Annotated in this window: 17 protein-coding genes; 10 read left to right on the top strand and 7 right to left on the bottom strand. The window is 62.8% G+C overall.

Going from position 1 to position 16,664, the window contains the following annotated elements; translation table 11 throughout:
• Positions 1–40: 40 nt before the first annotated feature.
• From BLS41_RS23975 to BLS41_RS23965, 3 genes are all read left to right on the top strand, one after another.
• Entirely contained in the window at positions 41–793 is a 753-nt protein-coding gene (locus BLS41_RS23975; protein ID WP_074769332.1) for an SDR family NAD(P)-dependent oxidoreductase, read from the top strand.
• A 291-nt stretch (positions 794–1,084) separates the two neighbouring features.
• Positions 1,085–2,263, top strand: a complete 1,179-nt coding sequence (rhmD, locus tag BLS41_RS23970) for an L-rhamnonate dehydratase (protein ID WP_074769330.1) — start codon at positions 1,085–1,087, stop codon at positions 2,261–2,263.
• Positions 2,264–2,339: 76 nt separating this feature from the next.
• Positions 2,340–3,122: an L-rhamnose 1-dehydrogenase Lra1 gene (locus BLS41_RS23965; protein WP_074769328.1), complete on the top strand. Its 783-nt coding sequence runs from the start codon at positions 2,340–2,342 to the stop codon at positions 3,120–3,122.
• 15 nt (positions 3,123–3,137) lie between these two features.
• Here the strand turns inward: BLS41_RS23965 and BLS41_RS23960 are convergent, their stop codons facing one another.
• Entirely contained in the window at positions 3,138–4,136 is a 999-nt protein-coding gene (locus BLS41_RS23960; RefSeq protein ID WP_074769326.1) for a LysR family transcriptional regulator, read from the bottom strand.
• 138 nt (positions 4,137–4,274) lie between these two features.
• Between BLS41_RS23960 and rhaM the strand changes: the two genes are divergently transcribed.
• The 6 genes from rhaM to rhaS all read left to right on the top strand — a co-directional run bounded on the left by rhaM (position 4,275) and on the right by rhaS (position 10,326).
• Positions 4,275–4,598, top strand: coding sequence for an L-rhamnose mutarotase (gene rhaM, locus BLS41_RS23955; protein ID WP_074769324.1), 324 nt, complete (start codon positions 4,275–4,277; stop codon positions 4,596–4,598).
• Positions 4,599–4,678: 80 nt separating this feature from the next.
• Entirely contained in the window at positions 4,679–5,572 is an 894-nt protein-coding gene (locus BLS41_RS23950) for an amidohydrolase family protein (RefSeq protein ID WP_074769322.1), read from the top strand.
• 63 nt (positions 5,573–5,635) lie between these two features.
• On the top strand, positions 5,636–7,165 hold the full coding sequence (locus BLS41_RS23945) for a sugar ABC transporter ATP-binding protein (RefSeq protein ID WP_074769320.1): 1,530 nt from the start codon (positions 5,636–5,638) through the stop codon (positions 7,163–7,165).
• Positions 7,162–8,220 (top strand): ABC transporter permease, encoded by a 1,059-nt coding sequence (locus BLS41_RS23940; protein ID WP_074769318.1) that lies wholly within the window; start codon positions 7,162–7,164, stop codon positions 8,218–8,220. The genes BLS41_RS23945 and BLS41_RS23940 overlap by 4 nt, the downstream gene beginning before the upstream one ends.
• Positions 8,213–9,229, top strand: a complete 1,017-nt coding sequence (locus tag BLS41_RS23935) for an ABC transporter permease (RefSeq protein ID WP_074769316.1) — start codon at positions 8,213–8,215, stop codon at positions 9,227–9,229. The genes BLS41_RS23940 and BLS41_RS23935 overlap by 8 nt, the downstream gene beginning before the upstream one ends.
• Positions 9,230–9,318: 89 nt before the next feature.
• Positions 9,319–10,326, top strand: a complete 1,008-nt coding sequence (rhaS, locus tag BLS41_RS23930; RefSeq protein ID WP_074769314.1) for a rhamnose ABC transporter substrate-binding protein — start codon at positions 9,319–9,321, stop codon at positions 10,324–10,326.
• A 60-nt stretch (positions 10,327–10,386) separates the two neighbouring features.
• On the opposite strand, the gene BLS41_RS23925 is transcribed toward rhaS, so the two are convergent.
• The 3 genes from BLS41_RS23925 to BLS41_RS23915 all read right to left on the bottom strand — a co-directional run bounded on the left by BLS41_RS23925 (position 10,387) and on the right by BLS41_RS23915 (position 13,566).
• Positions 10,387–11,535, bottom strand: a complete 1,149-nt coding sequence (locus BLS41_RS23925; RefSeq protein ID WP_074769312.1) for a CmpA/NrtA family ABC transporter substrate-binding protein — start codon at positions 11,533–11,535, stop codon at positions 10,387–10,389.
• A gap of 10 nt (positions 11,536–11,545) precedes the next feature.
• Positions 11,546–12,121, bottom strand: a complete 576-nt coding sequence (locus BLS41_RS23920) for an ANTAR domain-containing response regulator (protein ID WP_074769310.1) — start codon at positions 12,119–12,121, stop codon at positions 11,546–11,548.
• Between the two features lie 179 nt (positions 12,122–12,300).
• On the bottom strand, positions 12,301–13,566 hold the full coding sequence (locus BLS41_RS23915; protein ID WP_074769308.1) for a cyanate transporter: 1,266 nt from the start codon (positions 13,564–13,566) through the stop codon (positions 12,301–12,303).
• Between the two features lie 296 nt (positions 13,567–13,862).
• Here BLS41_RS23915 and BLS41_RS23910 point away from each other — a divergent pair, with 296 nt between their 5' ends.
• The gene (locus tag BLS41_RS23910; RefSeq protein ID WP_074771152.1) at positions 13,863–14,606 is read left to right on the top strand and encodes a GntR family transcriptional regulator; all 744 of its coding nucleotides are present in this window, start codon (positions 13,863–13,865) and stop codon (positions 14,604–14,606) included.
• Between the two features lie 346 nt (positions 14,607–14,952).
• On the opposite strand, the gene infA is transcribed toward BLS41_RS23910, so the two are convergent.
• The 3 genes from infA to BLS41_RS23895 all read right to left on the bottom strand — a co-directional run bounded on the left by infA (position 14,953) and on the right by BLS41_RS23895 (position 16,475).
• Entirely contained in the window at positions 14,953–15,228 is a 276-nt protein-coding gene (gene infA / locus BLS41_RS23905; RefSeq protein ID WP_074769306.1) for a translation initiation factor IF-1, read from the bottom strand.
• A 133-nt stretch (positions 15,229–15,361) separates the two neighbouring features.
• Positions 15,362–15,643 (bottom strand): hypothetical protein, encoded by a 282-nt coding sequence (locus BLS41_RS23900; protein WP_035557986.1) that lies wholly within the window; start codon positions 15,641–15,643, stop codon positions 15,362–15,364.
• A gap of 613 nt (positions 15,644–16,256) precedes the next feature.
• Positions 16,257–16,475 carry a hypothetical protein gene (locus BLS41_RS23895; protein ID WP_074769303.1) on the bottom strand — a complete coding sequence of 73 codons (219 nt, stop codon included), beginning with the start codon at positions 16,473–16,475 and terminating at the stop codon, positions 16,257–16,259.
• Positions 16,476–16,664 lie beyond the last annotated feature (189 nt).

Below are 16,664 nucleotides of genomic sequence, written 5' to 3'. Positions count from 1 at the left end.
ACAGAGGCACGCCGCTCGGGCGGCCCACAGGAGCACAGCGATGAATCGGATCGATCTGGAGGGGCGCGTAGTCGCCATTACGGGCGGCGCGCGCGGTATCGGCTACGCGGTGGCGCAACGGGCGTTGAAGTCTGGCGCATCGGTGGCCTTATGGGACGTCGACAGCGAGCGTCTCGCGCGCAGCCAGGCCGAGCTTGCCGAACTGGGCAAGGTGACGGCCGTCACGGTCGAGTTGACTCAGGAAGCCGCCGTCGCGCAGGCCGCTAGTCAGACCGTCGCCGATCACGGTGCGATCGACGTGCTGGTCAATTGCGCCGGCATCACCGGCGGCAACGGCACGACGTGGGAGCTGGAGCCCGATATGTGGCGTCGCGTGATCGACGTCAATCTGATCGGACCGTATCTCACCTGCCGCGCCGTGGTGCCGCAAATGCTCAAGCAGGGCTATGGCCGGATCGTCAATATCGCGTCGGTGGCGGGCAAGGAAGGCAATCCGAACGCGTCGCACTACAGCGCGTCGAAGGCGGGTCTGATCGGGCTGACCAAATCGCTCGGTAAAGAACTCGCGACGAAGAACATTCTCGTCAATGCAGTTACGCCGGCTGCGGCCAAAACCGAAATCTTCGATTCTATGTCGCAGCAGCACATCGACTACATGCTCTCGAAGATTCCGATGAACCGCTTCCTGTTGCCGGAAGAAGCGGCGTCGCTGATTCTCTGGCTGTCGTCCGAAGACTGCGCGTTCAGCACCGGCTCGGTGTTCGATCTGTCAGGCGGACGGGCGACTTACTGAGTCGCGGTGGCGTAAGCGGGTATCGAATACAAGAAAGGTGAAGCACGTCACGCGTGCTTCGCGAAGGAGACGACATGAATTTGCACGCCTGGCGCGAGCAAGGCGGTGTGTCGCGCGTTGGCGCGGCGTCCGTGAGCGAAACCCTTCGTATTCGTCGTGTTCGTGATCCGCAGCGCTGCTGTTTCGAGACGCCGTCTGACCGGCAAACAATCTTTCCAGAACTTATTGCATCGCGCCCGCGAGGCGCATTGTCGACTGCACGTTCGACGCATCCCTAACGGAGCCTTTTTCATGGCCATGCCTACTATCCGGCACGTGCGTGCCTTCATCGTCCGCGGCGGCGGGGCGGATTATCACGATCAACCCGGTGGACACTGGATCGACGATCACATCGCCACGCCGATGGCGCGTTATCCCGAGTATCGCCAGAGCCGTCAGTCGTTCGGTATCAACGTGCTGGGCACGCTGGTCGTCGAGATCGAGGCGAGCGACGGCACGGTCGGGTTCGCGGTGACGACGGGCGGCGAGATCGGCGCGTTCATCGTCGAGAAACATCTGGCGCGCTTTCTCGAAGGGCAACTCGTCACCGACATCGAGAAGATGTGGGACCAGATGTACTTCTCCACGCTGTACTACGGCCGCAAAGGCGTGGTGCTGAATACGATTTCGGGCGTCGATCTCGCGCTGTGGGATCTGCTCGCGAAGGTGCGCAAGGAGCCGGTGTATCAGCTATTGGGCGGCCCGGTGCGCGACGAACTTATCTTCTACGCGACCGGCGCGCGGCCCGATCTCGCGAAAGAGATGGGGTTTATCGGCGGGAAATTGCCGTTGCAGCATGGACCGGCTGAAGGCGAAGCGGGTCTGAAGAAGAATCTGGAAAAACTCGCGGACATGCGCAGCCGCGTCGGCGACGACTTCTGGCTGATGTACGACTGCTGGATGAGTCTCGATGTGCCGTACGCCACGAAGCTCGCGCAGGGTGCGCACGAATACGGCCTGAAGTGGATCGAAGAATGCCTGCCGCCCGACGACTACTGGGGTTACGCCGAACTGCGCCGCAACGTGCCACGCGGCATGATGGTGTCCACCGGAGAACACGAAGCGACACGTTGGGGCTTCCGCATGCTGCTGGAGATGCAGTGCTGCGATCTGATTCAACCCGATGTGGGCTGGTGCGGCGGCATCACCGAACTGATCAAGATCTCGGCACTCGCCGATGCTCACAATGTGATGGTCGTGCCGCACGGTTCGTCGGTCTATAGCTATCACTTCGTCGTCACGCGGCACAACTCGCCGTTCTCCGAGTTCCTGATGATGGCGCCGAAAGCCGACGAAGTCGTGCCGATGTTCACACCGCTTCTGCTCGACGAACCGGTGCCGGTGAATGGAAGAATGAAGGTGCCGGACACGCCGGGATTCGGCGTGCGCCTGAATCCGGAATGCGCACTGGTGCGGCCTTATCCGCGTTGATTTTCGCGGCACGCATCGAATCGATGTTCGTACCGCTTTCAATCAGTATTGGTGTTGACCCGCAAAGGAGAATGACGTGCTGCTCAAGGACAAGGTCGTGATCGTCACAGGTGGTTCGCGCGGTATCGGCCGTGCGATTGCCGTCGCGTGCGCCGCCGAAGGGGCGGACGTGGCGATCAACTACTGGGGCGATAACGACGCATCCTATGGACGCCGTTCGGCCGTTGAAGAAGTGGTCGGCGAAATCGAGGCGCTGGGGCGGCGCGTGATCGCGGTCGAAGGCAATGTTGCTGCCCGCGAAACGGGCCAGGAACTCGTGCGTCATACGGTCGATGCATTTGGCAAAGTGGACGTGCTCGCGAGCAATGCCGGCATCTGTCCGTTTCATGCGTTTCTCGACATGCCGCCGGAAGTGCTGGAATCGACGGTGGCGGTCAATCTGAACGGCGCGTTTTATGTCACGCAAGCCACCGCGCAGCAGATGAAAAAGCAGGGAACAGGTGGCGCGATTGTGGCGACGAGTTCGATTAGCGCACTGGTGGGCGGCGGCATGCAAACGCACTACACGCCGACCAAAGCAGGCGTGCATTCGCTGATGCAGTCGTGCGCGGTGGCGCTGGGACCGTATGGCATCCGCTGCAATTCGGTGATGCCGGGCACGATCGCCACCGACCTGAACGCTGAAGATCTCGCGGACGAAGCGAAGAAAGCGTACTTCGAAAAACGCATTCCGCTAGGCCGTCTCGGCCGCCCGGAAGACGTGGCCGAGTGCGTCGTGTTTCTCGCCTCGGACCGCGCGCGCTATGTCACCGGCGCGGCGTTGCTGGTCGACGGCGGTCTGTTCGTCAACCTGCAATAACGTGCAATGCCGAGTTCAATGCACCGGAGCCGGCACGACCCGCAAGTCCGGTTCGGGCGTGGCGGTATCGTCGCGCGTGAGCTTGCGCGAGAAACCGCGCAACAGGTCGATGAAACGCAGCGCGGGTTCAGCGAGCGTTTCTCCCTTGCGCGTCAGAATGCCGAAGCCCGCGAGGCTCTTGCCGATTTCAAGCGGCAACGCGACCAGCAGCTTGCCGCGCAAGTGATCGCGCACCACCGACTCGGGCAGCATCGCCACCGCATCGTAATTTTCGAGCAGTTGCAGCGTGGCGAAAATCGACGCGCATTCGGTCAGGTTCACCGGCGTGGCGAGTCCATCGCGCGCAAGTTCTTCTTCGAACAGCACGCGCGCCGGACTGGTGACGGGCTGCGCCACCCACGGCCAGTCGATCAGTTCGCGCAATGTAATGCGCGAGCGCTGCGCCAGCGGATGCACCGAGCGCACGACCAGCAGCAGGGTTTCGCGCGCGAGCGGCTCGAAGCTGAAATCGTTGTGCTGCAGCGGACTGGTCAGCCGCCCGAGCGCCAGATCGATCTCGCGGCGATGCAGCAATTGCACGACCTGGTCGCTGGTTTCGCCGAGGATGCGCACGTTCAGCAGCGGGCTTTCGGTTTTCAACGCAGCCACGGACATGGCGAGCAGATCGGGCGCGGCGCCCATGATCGCGCCGACCGTCAATTGCCCGTGACCGCCGCGCCGCTTGACGTCGAGATCTTCGGCGAAACGGGTCAATTCGGTCAGCGAGCGGCGGGCGTAAGCAAGGGTGACGACACCGAGCGGCGTGGGCGTCATGCCGCGCGCGTTGCGCTCGAACAGCAGGAAGCCGAACGCTTCTTCGATATCGCCGAGCATGCGGCTCGCGCTGGGCTGGGCGACGTTGACGGCTTCGGCGGCCTGGTGGAGATTGCGCGTGTCGTCGAGTGCGACGAGCAGCGCGAGGTGCTTGAACTTGAGCCGATTGACGAGTGCGACGGCAGCGGAATGTTGGCTCATGGATGCGGTGCGATTCGGTTTGTGGATCGCCCAATCCCAACAACGGATTGAGATGCTATCGACGCAGGAATTATAGTCGCATCAGACGCTTCTAAGTTTCACAGGAAAGCGCCCGGATACGACGGGAGACAGGCCGCAATGGAGACAATCGCTTTCCGCATGGTGCTCAACCCCGGCATGCGCGAGGAATACGAACGACGTCACGCGCAAATCTGGCCCGAGCTGGTTGATGCGCTGCACAACGCAGGGGTGCGCGACTACCGGATTTTCTTCGACCCGGATTCCAACTATCTTTTCGCCGTGCTGACGCGCGCCTCCAGTCACACCATGGAGGAATTGCCGCAACTCGACGTGATGCGCAAATGGTGGGATTACATGGCCGACATCATGCACACGGCGCCGGATCACACGCCGCTTCAGCAAGCGCTGGAGCCGGTCTTTCATCTGAATTCGCTAAGTTGACGGCTGTCGCCCTTGCACGGGTTTATACCGGTTCGAGTTGATTGACTTCGAAGTGACTTTCACTGGACGGAGAGTGTTGCATGCAGGTTGTCGATTCACATATCCATCTGTGGGATCTGAAGACGCATCGTTATCCGTGGCTCGAAAATCCGGGCGTGTCGTTCGTCGGCGACGCGCGCGAGCTGAAGCATGACTACCTGCTCGACGATCTGCTGCGCGAAGCCGGCGATATCGAGGTGCTGAAACTGGTGCACGTCGAAGCGAATTACGATCCCGCCGATCCGGTTGGAGAAACGCGCTGGCTGCAGTCCATCGCGGATCGCAGCGAATCGCGCGGCATGCCGAACGCGATCGTGGCCGGTGTGGATCTGTCGTCGCCGAATGCGCCTGCGTTGCTCGAAGCGCACGCGTCGTTCGCAAATACGCGCGGCATCCGCCAGATTCTGAATGTGCACGACGACAAGCTGTTCGATTACGTCGGCCGTCATTTCATGCGCGAGCCGCAATGGCGTGAGCACTTCGCGTTGCTGCGTCGTCATGACATGTCGTTCGATCTGCAACTGTATCCGTCGCAAATGGAAGAGGCGACCGCGTTGGCGCGCGCGCATCCCGACACGCTGCTGATCGTCAACCACGCGGGCATGTTCGTGGATCGCAATAGCGTCGCCGGTTATCGCGCCTGGCGTGACGGGTTGCGCCTGCTGGCAGGCTGCGAAAACGTGGTCGTGAAAATCAGCGGGCTTGCGATGTTCGATCATCGATGGACGGTGGAAAGTCTGCGGCCTTATGTGCTCGAAACGATCGATACGTTCGGCGTCGGGCGCGCGATGTTCGCGTCGAACTTTCCGGTCGATCGTCTGTTCGGCTCGTACACGGATGTGTGGCACGCGTATGCGGCGATCGTCGACGGTGCGAGCACGAGTGAAAAAGAGGCGCTGTTTCGCCGCAATGCGGAGCGTTACTACCGGATCTGACGGGCGACCAACTCGCGGGTAGCAGGTAGTAATCAGAATCGCGAATAAAGAAGGAGACAGGCAGTGCAGCAGACAACATCCGCAGTGCCACGGCTCGAACTACGGCATGCGAGTAAATCATTCGGCCGCGTGCGTGCTTTATCGGACGGCGACCTCGCGCTGTGGCCTGGCGAAGTTCACGCATTGCTCGGCGAGAACGGCGCGGGCAAGTCGACACTCGTGAAGATTCTCGCGGGCGTGCATCAACCGGACGGCGGCGAATTGCTGGTGAACGGCACGGCACGCCGTTTCGCGACACCCGCCGAAGCACGCGATGCGGGTCTCGCGGTGATCTATCAGGAACCAACGCTGTTCTTCGATCTGTCGATTGCCGAGAACATCTTCATGGGACGCCAGCCGGTCGACCGGATCGGCCGGATTCAATACGATGCGATGCGCCGCGAGGTGGATGGCCTGCTCGCGTCGCTCGGCGTCGATCTGCGCGCGGATCAACTGGTGCGCGGGTTGTCGATCGCCGATCAGCAGGTGATCGAAATTGCGAAGGCGTTGTCGCTGAACGCGAACGTGCTGATCATGGACGAACCAACGGCGGCTCTTTCTCTACCCGAGGTCGAGCGGCTGTTCGCCATCGTGCGCAAACTGCGGGAGCGCGATGTCGCGATTCTGTTCATCACGCACCGGCTCGACGAAGTATTCGCACTGACACAACGCGTGACGATCATGCGCGACGGGGCCAAGGTTTTCGACGGACTCACCGTCGATCTCACGACCGAATCGATCGTCGCGAAAATGGTCGGACGCGATCTGGAAACGTTCTATCCGAAAGCTGACCGGCCGCCTGGCGAAGTGCGTCTGTCCGTGCGGAATCTGACGCGGATCGGCGTATTCAAAGATATTTCCTTCGACGTGCGCGCGGGAGAAATCGTCGCGCTGGCGGGTCTGGTCGGCGCAGGGCGTAGCGAAGTCGCACGGGCGATATTCGGCATCGATCCGCTCGACTCGGGCGAAGTGTGGCTAGCCGGCGCAAAGATGACGACTGGACGACCCGCCGCCGCAGTGCGTGCGGGTCTCGCGCTGGTGCCGGAAGACCGGCGTCAACAAGGGCTGGCGCTGGAGTTGAGCATCGCGCGCAATGCGTCGATGACCGTGCTCGGACGGCTGGTCAGGCACGGCCTCATTTCCACGCGCAGCGAGACGCAACTCGCGAATCAGTGGGGCACGCGTCTGCGGCTGAAAGCGGGCGATCCGAATGCGCCGGTCGGCACGCTGTCGGGCGGCAACCAGCAGAAAGTGGTGCTCGGCAAATGGCTCGCCACCGGGCCGAAGGTGCTGATCATCGACGAACCCACGCGCGGTATCGACGTGGGCGCCAAGGCCGAGGTCTATAGCGCGCTCGCCGAACTGGTGCGCGAAGGCATGGCCGTGCTGATGATCTCGAGCGAATTGCCGGAAGTCCTCGGCATGGCCGACCGTGTGCTGGTGATGCACGAAGGCCGTATCAGCGCGGATATAGCGCGCGCCGAAGCCGACGAGGAGCGCATCATGGGCGCCGCGCTCGGTCAACCGCTTCCACCGTTGGGACACGCCGCATGATGCGCCATTCTTCAACTCATCCCGCACCGGTGCAGCCGCCGCTGCCCAAGCACACCGCCAGCACGCCGGGCGGCTTCGTCGCCGGTCTCGCGAAAAGCCGCGAGACGACGCTGTTCGTCGTGCTGATTCTGCTGATCGTCGGCACCGGGCTCGCGAAGCCGCAGTTCCTGAATCTGCAGAATCTGCGTGACGTATTGCTCAATGTGTCGATCATCAGCTTGCTGACGGCAGGCATGACGGTCGTGATCCTGATGCGGCACATCGATCTGTCGGTGGGTTCGACGGTCGGTATCAGCGCGTACGCGGTCGGCAGTCTGTACGTTGCGTTCCCGCATATGCCGGTGCTCGTCGCGCTGCTGGCCGGACTCGCGATCGGTCTCGTCGCGGGCGGCATCAACGCGGTGCTGGTTGCGGTGGGGCGCGTGCCGTCGCTGGTCGCGACGCTCTCCACGCTCTACATCTTCCGTGGCGCGGATTACGCGTGGGTTCACGGCGGCCAGATCAACGCGACCAGTCTGCCCGACGCGTATTCACATCTCGCCACCGGCACGTTGCTCGGTATTCCGAATCTCGCGCTGATCGCCATCGTCGTTCTGCTCGGCCTGGCCTTCTATCTGAAGCAGTTCCGCGCGGGTCGCGAACACTACGCGATCGGCTCGAATCCCGAGGCTGCGCGTCTTGCCGGTGTGAACGTCGAGCGTCGCGTGATGTCGGGTTTTTTGCTGTCCGGCGCGATTGCCGGGTTCGCGGGCGCGTTGTGGCTCGCCCGTTTCGGCACCGTCGACGCGAGCACCGCCAAGGGCATCGAATTGCAGGTGGTCGCCGCGGCCGTGGTCGGCAGTGTCGCGATTACGGGGGGCGTGGGCACGATTCTGGGTGCGACGCTCGGCGCGCTGGTGCTCGGCGTAATCAGCATTGCGCTGGTCGTGCTGCACGTATCGCCTTTCTGGGAGCAGGCCATTCAGGGTGCGCTGATCGTCGCCGCGATCACCGCCGATACCCTGCTGGCCCGCTCCGTCGCCAAACGCATGATGAGGAAACGCGATCATGGCTAAACCCGATTCCGCGCTGCTGACGCGCAAACGCGAAACACCGTTGCAATGGGAAGTGCTGCTTGTCATCGTGCTGGTGTTGTCGCTCGTACTTGGACGCGTGCTGTCGCCGGTATTTCTGACGGGCGCGAATCTGAGCAACGTATTGGCCGATCTGACCGAAATCGCGCTGATGGCGTTGCCGATGACCTTGATCATCGTCGCCGCTGAAATCGATCTTTCGGTGGCGTCGGTACTGGGGGCATCGAGTGCGTTGATGGGCGTGCTCTGGCACATGGGCTTGCCGATGCCGGTCGTGATCGTGCTGGTCGTGATGGCGGGCGCGCTGGCAGGGCTGCTCAACGGCCTCGTGATCGTCAAGCTGAATCTGCCTTCGCTTGCCGTCACGATCGGTACGCTCGCGCTGTTTCGCGGCCTCGCCTATGTGCTGCTCGGCGATCAGGCCGTCGCGGACTTCCCGGCCGGATACACCGCGTTCGGCATGGACACGCTCGGCGCGAGCTTCATTCCGCTGCCGTTTGTGATCGTGATCGTCGGCGCGGTGGTGTTCACCGTGCTGTTGCAGTCCACCGCGTTCGGCCGCAGCCTCTATGCGATTGGCGCGAATCCGACCGCCGCCGCTTTCTCCGGCATCGAAGTGGCGAAGATCCGCTTGCGTCTGTTCGTGCTGTCCGGCGCGATGAGCGCATTGGCCGGTGTCGTCTACACGCTGCGCTTCACCAGCGCGCGCGGCGATAACGGTGAAGGTTTCGAACTGTCGGTGATCGCGGCGGTGCTGTTCGGCGGCGTGAGTATTTTCGGTGGACGCGGTTCGATGATCGGCGTGCTGCTGTCGCTGCTGATCATCGGCGTGCTGAAAAACGCGCTGACGCTCGACGACGTATCGAGCGAAACGCTGACCGTCGTCACCGGCGTGCTGCTGCTCGCGTCGGTGCTGATCCCGAACCTGGTGGCCCGCTGGCGTGCCGCGCGCGACCGGCGTTTCATCGCGAAGTCCGCTGCTTCTTCCTAACGCTGTCTTGAGAGTTGTTCACGAAAAGAAAGTCCAACGACTGATAACCCGGACACCACCACGTCCAACAACAAAGCAGGAGACGCAACATGTTCAAACCTCTACGTCACACCGGCAAGGCCGCGCTTTGCGTCGCACTGATCGCGATGAGTTGCGCCGCATCCGCCGCCGATCTGAAGAGCGGCCTGAAAATCGCCTTCGTGCCGAAGCAGATCAACAACCCGTATGAAGTGATCGCCGACGACGGCGGCATGGCCGCGATCAAGGAATTCGGCGGCGTGGGCAAGGTGGTGGGGCCGTCGGATGCGGGCGCGTCGTCGCAGGTGCAATACATCAACACGCTGATCACGCAGCATCAGGACGCGATCGTGATTGCCGCGAACGATGCGAACGCGGTCGTGCCGTATCTGAAGAAGGCGATGGGTCAGGGCATCAAGGTCGTCACGTTCGACTCGGACACCGCGCCTGAAGGCCGTCAGCTGTTCGTCAATCAGGCGAACGCGGAAGGCATTGGACGCGGCCAGGTTCAACTCGTCGCGAAGCTGATGGGCGGCGAGGGCGAGTTCGCGGTGTTGTCGGCGACGCCGAACGCGACCAACCAGAACACGTGGATCAAGTGGATGCAGGAGGAGTTGAAGAAGCCGGAGTACTCGAAGATCAAGCTCGTGAAGATCGCCTACGGCAACGACGACGACCAGAAGTCGTTCGTTGAAACGCAGGGTCTGTTGCAGGCGTATCCGAACCTGAAGGCGATCGTCGCGCCGACCACCGTCGGTATCGCGGCCGCGGCGCGCTATATCTCGACGTCGTCGAGCAAGGGCAAGGTCGCGGTGACCGGTCTCGGCACGCCGAACCAGATGCGCGCGTTCGTCAAGAACGGCACCGTGACGGCGTTCCAGTTGTGGGATCCGAACCAGCTCGGCTATCTCGCGGCGTATGCGGCGGCCGCGCTGGCATCGGGCAAGATCACGGGTAAGGAAGGCGAGTCGTTCGATGCGGGCAAGCTCGGCAAGCGCACGATCGGGCCGCAAGGCGAAATCATCCTCGGACCGCCGACCACATTCGACGCAAGCAATATCGACAACTTCAACTTCTAAACGCGAACGCTGCGCGCGATGCGTGACAAGCCCCGGGCAATGAAATGCCCGGGGCTTTTTTTATCGGCGGATCGTGAAGTGCTTTGCGTAATCGGCGGACTGCGTGCCGCTGCCCCAGACCTCTCCATCGATCAGCGTCCGCGTCACATCATCGCCCGGCACCGCGACGTTCACGCGAGCGGCGGCGTCGCGATACAACTGCGTCTGGTTGATCCGCGCGGCGATCTGCGCGTAATCCGTGCGGGCGTCGATCATGCCCCAGCGTTCGAATTGCGTGAGAAACCACGCGCCTTCGAACGGATGCGGATAGTTCACCGCGCCGCCGTCGAAGAAACGGACCGGCAGACCTGTTTCGACATCGGCGCCTAATCTTTCTGCAATCAGCGCCTCATCAATACCGATGTAATCAGGCCGCGCGAGCCACCGCGCGATCTCCTCGCGATGCCCTGCGCCATCCAGCCAGCGGCACGCTTCGAGCATTGTCTGAACGAGGGCGCGTGTGGTATTCGGATTCGCGTCGACGAAATCGCGCCGCGCCGCCAGCACCTTCTCGGGATGCTCGGGCCAGATATCGCTAGTCAGCGCGACGGTCCGGCCGACCCCTTGCGCCTCGGCCAGCGCATTCCACGGCTCGCCGACACACAGGCCGTCGAGCTTGTCGTCGGCGAGCGCGGCGACCATTTGCGGCGGCGGAATCGCCACGCTTTCAACCTCGCGCAACGGATCGACCCCTTGCGACGCGAGCCAGTACTGCAGCCACATCGCATGCGTGCCGGTCGGGAACGTCTGCGCAAACACCGGCTTTCGACCGAGCGTGGCGAGTGCTTTGCGCAGTGTGCCGTGTTCGGCGAGCGCATCCGCGAGACGGGTGGACAGCGTGATCGCCTGGCCGTTGCGGTTGAGCACCATCAGCACGGCCATGTCGGTTCGAGGTCCACCGAGACCGAGTTGCACGCCATAGACGAGGCCGTACAGCGCGTGAGCCGCATCGAGATCGCCGGACAGCAGTTTGTCGCGCACGGCGGCCCACGACGGCTGACGGCATAACTCGAGCGTCAATCCATGCGCGTGACCGAATTCAAGCAGCTTCGCGGCGACCAGCGGCGCGGCGTCGGACAGCGCGACGAAACCGAGCCGCAAATGGGTCTTCTCGAGCGGCCCCGAGGAAGACGACGCGACAGACGACGCAGCGGAAGTGGAAGAGTTCATAAGCGGCACTTCATTTGAGCGAGTCGGCCAGCGCGACGATCGCGCGCGCGACTTCGGCGAGTTTGACGCCCTGGTTCATCGCGCGTTTGCGCAGGTTCGCGTAGGCGGCGTGTTCGGTGATTTTCTGCTGATCCATCAACAGACGCTTGGCGCGGTCGATCAGCTTGCGCTCGGCGAGTTCGTTTTCGACCTGTGCGAGCCGTTCGCGCAACTGCGACTCCTGCGCGAAGCGCGCGAGCGCGACTTCGAGGATCGGCGCGAGCCGTTCGGTGGCGAGGCCTTCGACGAGATAGGCGGTGACGCCCGCGCCGACCGCGTCGCGAATCAGCTGCTGGTTGGCGTCGTGGCTGAACATCAGTACCGGGCGTGGCGCGGTGGCATTCATCACCGCGAGCTGTTCGAGCGTGTCGCGCGACGGCGATTCCGTATCGATGATGATCACATCGGGCCGCTCGTTCTGCACCACGCGATGCAGCGCCTGCGGCGTGGCGGTGCCGGCCAGCATCTCGTAGCCGAGCCGCGCGAGGGCATCGCGCAGATCGCCGATGGGCTTATCTGTGTCGGTAACGAGGAGAACGCGCAGCATGGGGAAGTTTTATGACGACTGGCTACGGTTAAAGCAATAACCGCGCCAAAGGCGTCTTCATGCGGTGACGGTCGTGCAATCATCGACTTACTGCCGCTATGGCCGGCCGTTGTTGCACCCGCACGGGGCGCAAGGGGCGAATGCACCGAAGTGGCGCACGGCCTTGCGCCCGGATGCGGTCAACGCCACCGACCGTAGCTGCGCGGCGAGAACAGCAGCGTCACGGCCATCATCGCGACGACGCAACCCGCGAGCATGATCCACGCAGCGCCGAACGCGCCGCTCCAGCCGCGCACGATTCCCGCGACCATCGGCGCGACGGCCGCCACGATAAATCCGACTCCCTGCGTGAACGCGACGAGTTTGCCGGCCACGCGGTGATCGTGAGCATGATCCATCGCGGTGACCAGGGTCAGCGAGAACGTGCCGCCCAGTCCCGCACCGGCCACGCCGACCCAGATCAACGGCGCGGCGTCCGGCGCGACGATCAGGCCGAGTAGGCCGATCAGTTGCGCGGCGAGTCCGAGCATCAACCAGGGACGCCGATCGCGGAACGACGCCGCAGCCAGCGGCAACAACAGCGCGGCGGCCGCCTGGAAGACGGTCATTCCCGCGAGCAGCGAACCGCTCTGCGCGACACTCGCGCCGTGCTGCTGGTAGAACGCAGGCAGCCACGCGACGAGACTCGTGTAACCGCCGTTGACGATGCCGAAGTAGAGGCCGAGCGTCCAGGCGCGGCGGTTGGTCCAGAGCGATACGGTGGCTGATTGGGCTGCTTGGGCTGATTGAGCGGTTTGTCTCGCCGTGCCGGGTCGATCCGCCGCACGGTTCGTGCGTCGGAGATTCAACACCCACCAGCCGAGCAGCGCGACACAAGCAGGCACGGCCCACACGGCTAGCCCGGCGTGCCACGACTGCATCGTGCGACTCACCCACGGACTCAAACTGGCGCCCAAGCCGCCGCCGCCCATGATCGACGCTGAAAACACGCCCATCGCTAACGGTACGCGCGCGGGAAAGCGCTGTTTCATCACTGCCGGTAATAGCGCCTGGATTGCCGCGACACCCGCGCCCGCGAGGATCGCCGTCGCAAGCAGCGCAGCGCCGCTTGCTGCCGCCCAGCGCGCCGCGCAGGCCAGCGCAATCGCGAGCAGGCCGAGCGCAACACCGCGAGTCTCGCCGATGCTGCGGTTCAGCGCGCCCGCGCCGAACGCGCCGATACCCATCGCGACGACCGGCAGGCTGGTCAGCAGGGACGCCCCATAAAAGCTGAGGCCAGTGGCGTCGCGGATGGTAGTCATCAGCGGGCTGATCGACGTCAGAAGCGGACGCAGATTAATACCGATCACGACGATTGCGCCCAGCCAGACGACGTCCTGCCAGTTCAGCGCGGCGGCTTTGTCGGCGGGAACAGGGGAGGAGGTGGCGCGGGAAGGCGAATTCACGGATAGACCTTTGAGTTGACAGAAAACGTGGGCCTTATCAAGGCCTGAGCGTGTGGGATGCGGACTTGTCCTCGAATCGGCGTCGCTCTGGATGGCTCATGGTTTGCAGCACATCCCCGCCGTATCGGGGCATCAAAAAACCCTTGGGCGCAGTTATTTTGGTCAACCATAATAACCTGTAATGGTTAACCATTTTACCAATGTCCGGTATAGCTTCCGGCGTAAGCCGATGGCGTCGTCCATCGTCGGCCGCTAGAATGCTCGCCGATCCCGCTCTGTTTCCGCTCCCTGAATCCATGCCCACACGTACGCGGCGCCTCCCGCCCATCGACACTGAAACGCCCACTCCCGCTGCAATCGAGGACGACCCGATCAGCGTCGAAGAGCGCATTTACACGTCGATCACCGCGGCGTTGCTGCAGGGCCGACTGCGGCCGGGCGCACAACTGGTCGAGCGGGATCTCGCGGCGGCGTTCGGCTGCACGCGCGGCGCGTTGCGCAAGGTACTGGCGCGGCTGGGCTTCGAGGGCAAGCTGGTGCTCGCGGCCAATCGCGGCGCGTTCGTGCCGTCGCCATCGGAGGAGGACATCCGGCAGGTTTATCGGGCGCGGCAGATTGTCGAGGCGGGAATTGTGGCGTCACTGTGCGGCGGCTTGAGTGCTGCGGACAAGCGCCGCCTGCGTGCGCATGTCCGCAGCGAAGAAAAGGCGCTGCGCGCGGGAGCGATCGAGGAATCCGTGCGCCTCGCCGGCCAGTTTCACGTGCTACTGACGGAATTGGCGGGCGGCATCGAGTTGCTCGGACTGGTCGGGCAACTGGTCGCGAAAACGGAGTTGTATAAGGCGTTATTCGATCCGTCGAAAGGGTCGACGTGTTCCGCGGACGAGCACACGCAAATCATCGACGCGCTCGACGCCGGCGATTTGCACGCGGCGTTAGCGGCCATGCGCGGGCATCTGTCGGAGCTGGAGGGGCGGGTGGTCGAGCAGGTGCGCAAAAGCGCCGCCGGAGAGGATCTCGGGACGGTGTTCGGCGTGTAAAGACGATAAGTTGCTACGCGAGGCGCGCGAAACGCTCGTCGATGGAAAGGATGGGGTGGTGAAGCACGGTGCAGTGCGAGAGGCAGCCCGAGCGGCAAAAATCACCCAAGCTCCGGGCCAGAAAGGCTGGAACCGGCAGCGCCAACTCCGTGAACCGCCTCAGCGATCCACAGCGAACACAGCGCACGGATAAAACTCATGCGATGCCACAGCGCGCCGCCCGGGACAGAATCGGCAAATTAGCGAATTCAGCCTGAGAAGGCGCGCGAAAGGCTTCGCGTACAACTTGCTTCGCAATCAGTCACGCAGTGATCGTGCAAAGCACGACCCGTGCGCCGTCAGAACCTTAGCGGCGACGGAATTGCGAATTGGCCGGACGGGGACCACCGCCGCCAGCACGTTCGTCTTTGTGACGGAAATTGATCCGACCCTTGGTCAGATCGTAAACCGACAGTTCCAGCGTCACGCGGTCGCCCGCGAGAATACGGATGTGGTTCTTGCGCATGCGTCCGGACGCGTAAGCGCCAACCACGACGCCGTTGTCGAGCGTCACGCGGTACCGGCTGTCCGGAAGTACTTCGTCGACGATACCGTCAAGTTCAAGCAGTTCTTCTTTCGCCATGCATAACTCCTGGTCGATGGGATAAGGGTGGCTGGTCCCCGGAAAAGCCGGGTGGCACAGCGGTAAATATAGTTTGCAGCAGGTTTTCAGGCCCGTTGCGTCGCGGTATCAGCCAATACGCTGATATTACCGCTCAAAGATCGGCGACGGACTGGCCATCTACGCGGCCGTCGATCAGTTGCTCTGCATGGGCCATGCACGCAATGCGCGCCTTGCCCGTGCCGTCGAACGGAAACAGGTACTGCAGACGGAACACGCGCCCGTCGGCTGCCGGATTGGCGCCCACGCGGCAGATACGCACCGAAGCGTCGTAGCCAGCGTCCGGGTTGCGGCTCGTCTGGCCGTCAGCCGGGCGGCGCGGATAAACGAGCGGGTGAATTTCGTAACCCTTGTACGTCTTGACAACAGAATTCATAAAGCTCGTGTCCTGTATTACGTGGTCCGCATGTCACGCGTGTTACGCGCGGCAAGACAGGCCGGGCAGCGCAGCACCCAAGGGCGCGCCGCCATGGAAAAAGGTTGGCACAGGCCCGATGGCAAGGGCTTGAGCGCGGCCGCGCAAAATCGCGGATTCGATGGAGAAGAAACACGCTGATGTCGCGCAGACATCGGACGCGTACAAGCTGAACACTCAGCTGCACAACTCGCGACGGCGAATGCATGCGGCGCATTGCCGGATTGACGGGATCGCCGACAGGCGGCGGTCAAACAGTCGGGGGTGGTGCGGAGATGCCGGTTTGAGACTGCCCGCGGTTGCCCGCAGTTGCCAAACTGCCTCGGTTACCCGAGTTGCCAGATACTTCCGGTGCTACGAATGCGGATTGCAACTATTCCCAATATGATGCCCTAAATGGGCCTGATTGGATAGCAAAAACTTCCGGACAAGCGCAAAGCGCCCGCCAGGCGGGGCTTTGTATGCATCATCGGTGTTGCTGGCCGCGCAAAGCACATGAGCTAAACGCCGAGTAGGCGCTGTAACGGGGCAGTGCTGGCGTAGTTTACCGGACAGGGGCGGTGGGAATCACCTGTCAGCGGGCAGTTTCCGCGACGCGTTTCTGCAACTCGCGGGCAGCCGCGAGCGGAATACGGGCGTCGTCCCATTTGGCCAGCCATTCGACTTCCTTCGACGTGAATACCTGGCCGTAATTTCGCAGCGCATATTGCAGCGAATCGATGATGTGGTTGCGAATGATCTCCGGCGTGCCTTCGTCGTCGAGCACGGCGCGAAACGCTTCGAGCGTGGCCATCTGTTGCTCCGTGAAATAGAGGCTTCTGTTATCGCACGAAAAAAAAAGCCTCGCCACGCGGACAAAAATCGCCGCGAGTGTGAAGCAACATGGCTGCATGAAAAATATCGGTATCCGCGCGCCGGCCTTTTTGCGGACCCAGCCGGCGCAAAGGTCGCGGCCGCAAGTCGAGGTGGCTACAATGGCGAG

Source organism: Paraburkholderia fungorum (assembly GCF_900099835.1).
GTDB lineage: Bacteria > Pseudomonadota > Gammaproteobacteria > Burkholderiales > Burkholderiaceae > Paraburkholderia > Paraburkholderia fungorum_A.
The sequence above is the reverse complement of the archived record's forward strand: the minus strand, read 5'-3'. Positions and strand labels throughout refer to the sequence as shown.

Bases quoted from the DNA above. Each gene is read 5' to 3' on its own strand.
- rhaM (WP_074769324.1), top strand. From the start codon at position 4,275: ATGGAGACAATCGCTTTCCGCATGGTGCTCAACCCCGGCATGCGCGAG.
- BLS41_RS23895 (WP_074769303.1), bottom strand. From the start codon at position 16,475: ATGGCCACGCTCGAAGCGTTTCGCGCCGTGCTCGACGACGAAGGCACG.
- infA (WP_074769306.1), bottom strand. From the start codon at position 15,228: ATGGCGAAAGAAGAACTGCTTGAACTTGACGGTATCGTCGACGAAGTA.
- BLS41_RS23920 (WP_074769310.1), bottom strand. From the start codon at position 12,121: ATGCTGCGCGTTCTCCTCGTTACCGACACAGATAAGCCCATCGGCGAT.
- rhmD (WP_074769330.1), top strand. From the start codon at position 1,085: ATGGCCATGCCTACTATCCGGCACGTGCGTGCCTTCATCGTCCGCGGC.
- BLS41_RS23910 (WP_074771152.1), top strand. From the start codon at position 13,863: ATGCCCACACGTACGCGGCGCCTCCCGCCCATCGACACTGAAACGCCC.
- BLS41_RS23950 (WP_074769322.1), top strand. From the start codon at position 4,679: ATGCAGGTTGTCGATTCACATATCCATCTGTGGGATCTGAAGACGCAT.
- BLS41_RS23975 (WP_074769332.1), top strand. From the start codon at position 41: ATGAATCGGATCGATCTGGAGGGGCGCGTAGTCGCCATTACGGGCGGC.
- BLS41_RS23960 (WP_074769326.1), bottom strand. From the start codon at position 4,136: ATGAGCCAACATTCCGCTGCCGTCGCACTCGTCAATCGGCTCAAGTTC.
- BLS41_RS23925 (WP_074769312.1), bottom strand. From the start codon at position 11,535: ATGAACTCTTCCACTTCCGCTGCGTCGTCTGTCGCGTCGTCTTCCTCG.
- BLS41_RS23940 (WP_074769318.1), top strand. From the start codon at position 7,162: ATGATGCGCCATTCTTCAACTCATCCCGCACCGGTGCAGCCGCCGCTG.
- BLS41_RS23935 (WP_074769316.1), top strand. From the start codon at position 8,213: ATGGCTAAACCCGATTCCGCGCTGCTGACGCGCAAACGCGAAACACCG.
- BLS41_RS23900 (WP_035557986.1), bottom strand. From the start codon at position 15,643: ATGAATTCTGTTGTCAAGACGTACAAGGGTTACGAAATTCACCCGCTC.
- rhaS (WP_074769314.1), top strand. From the start codon at position 9,319: ATGTTCAAACCTCTACGTCACACCGGCAAGGCCGCGCTTTGCGTCGCA.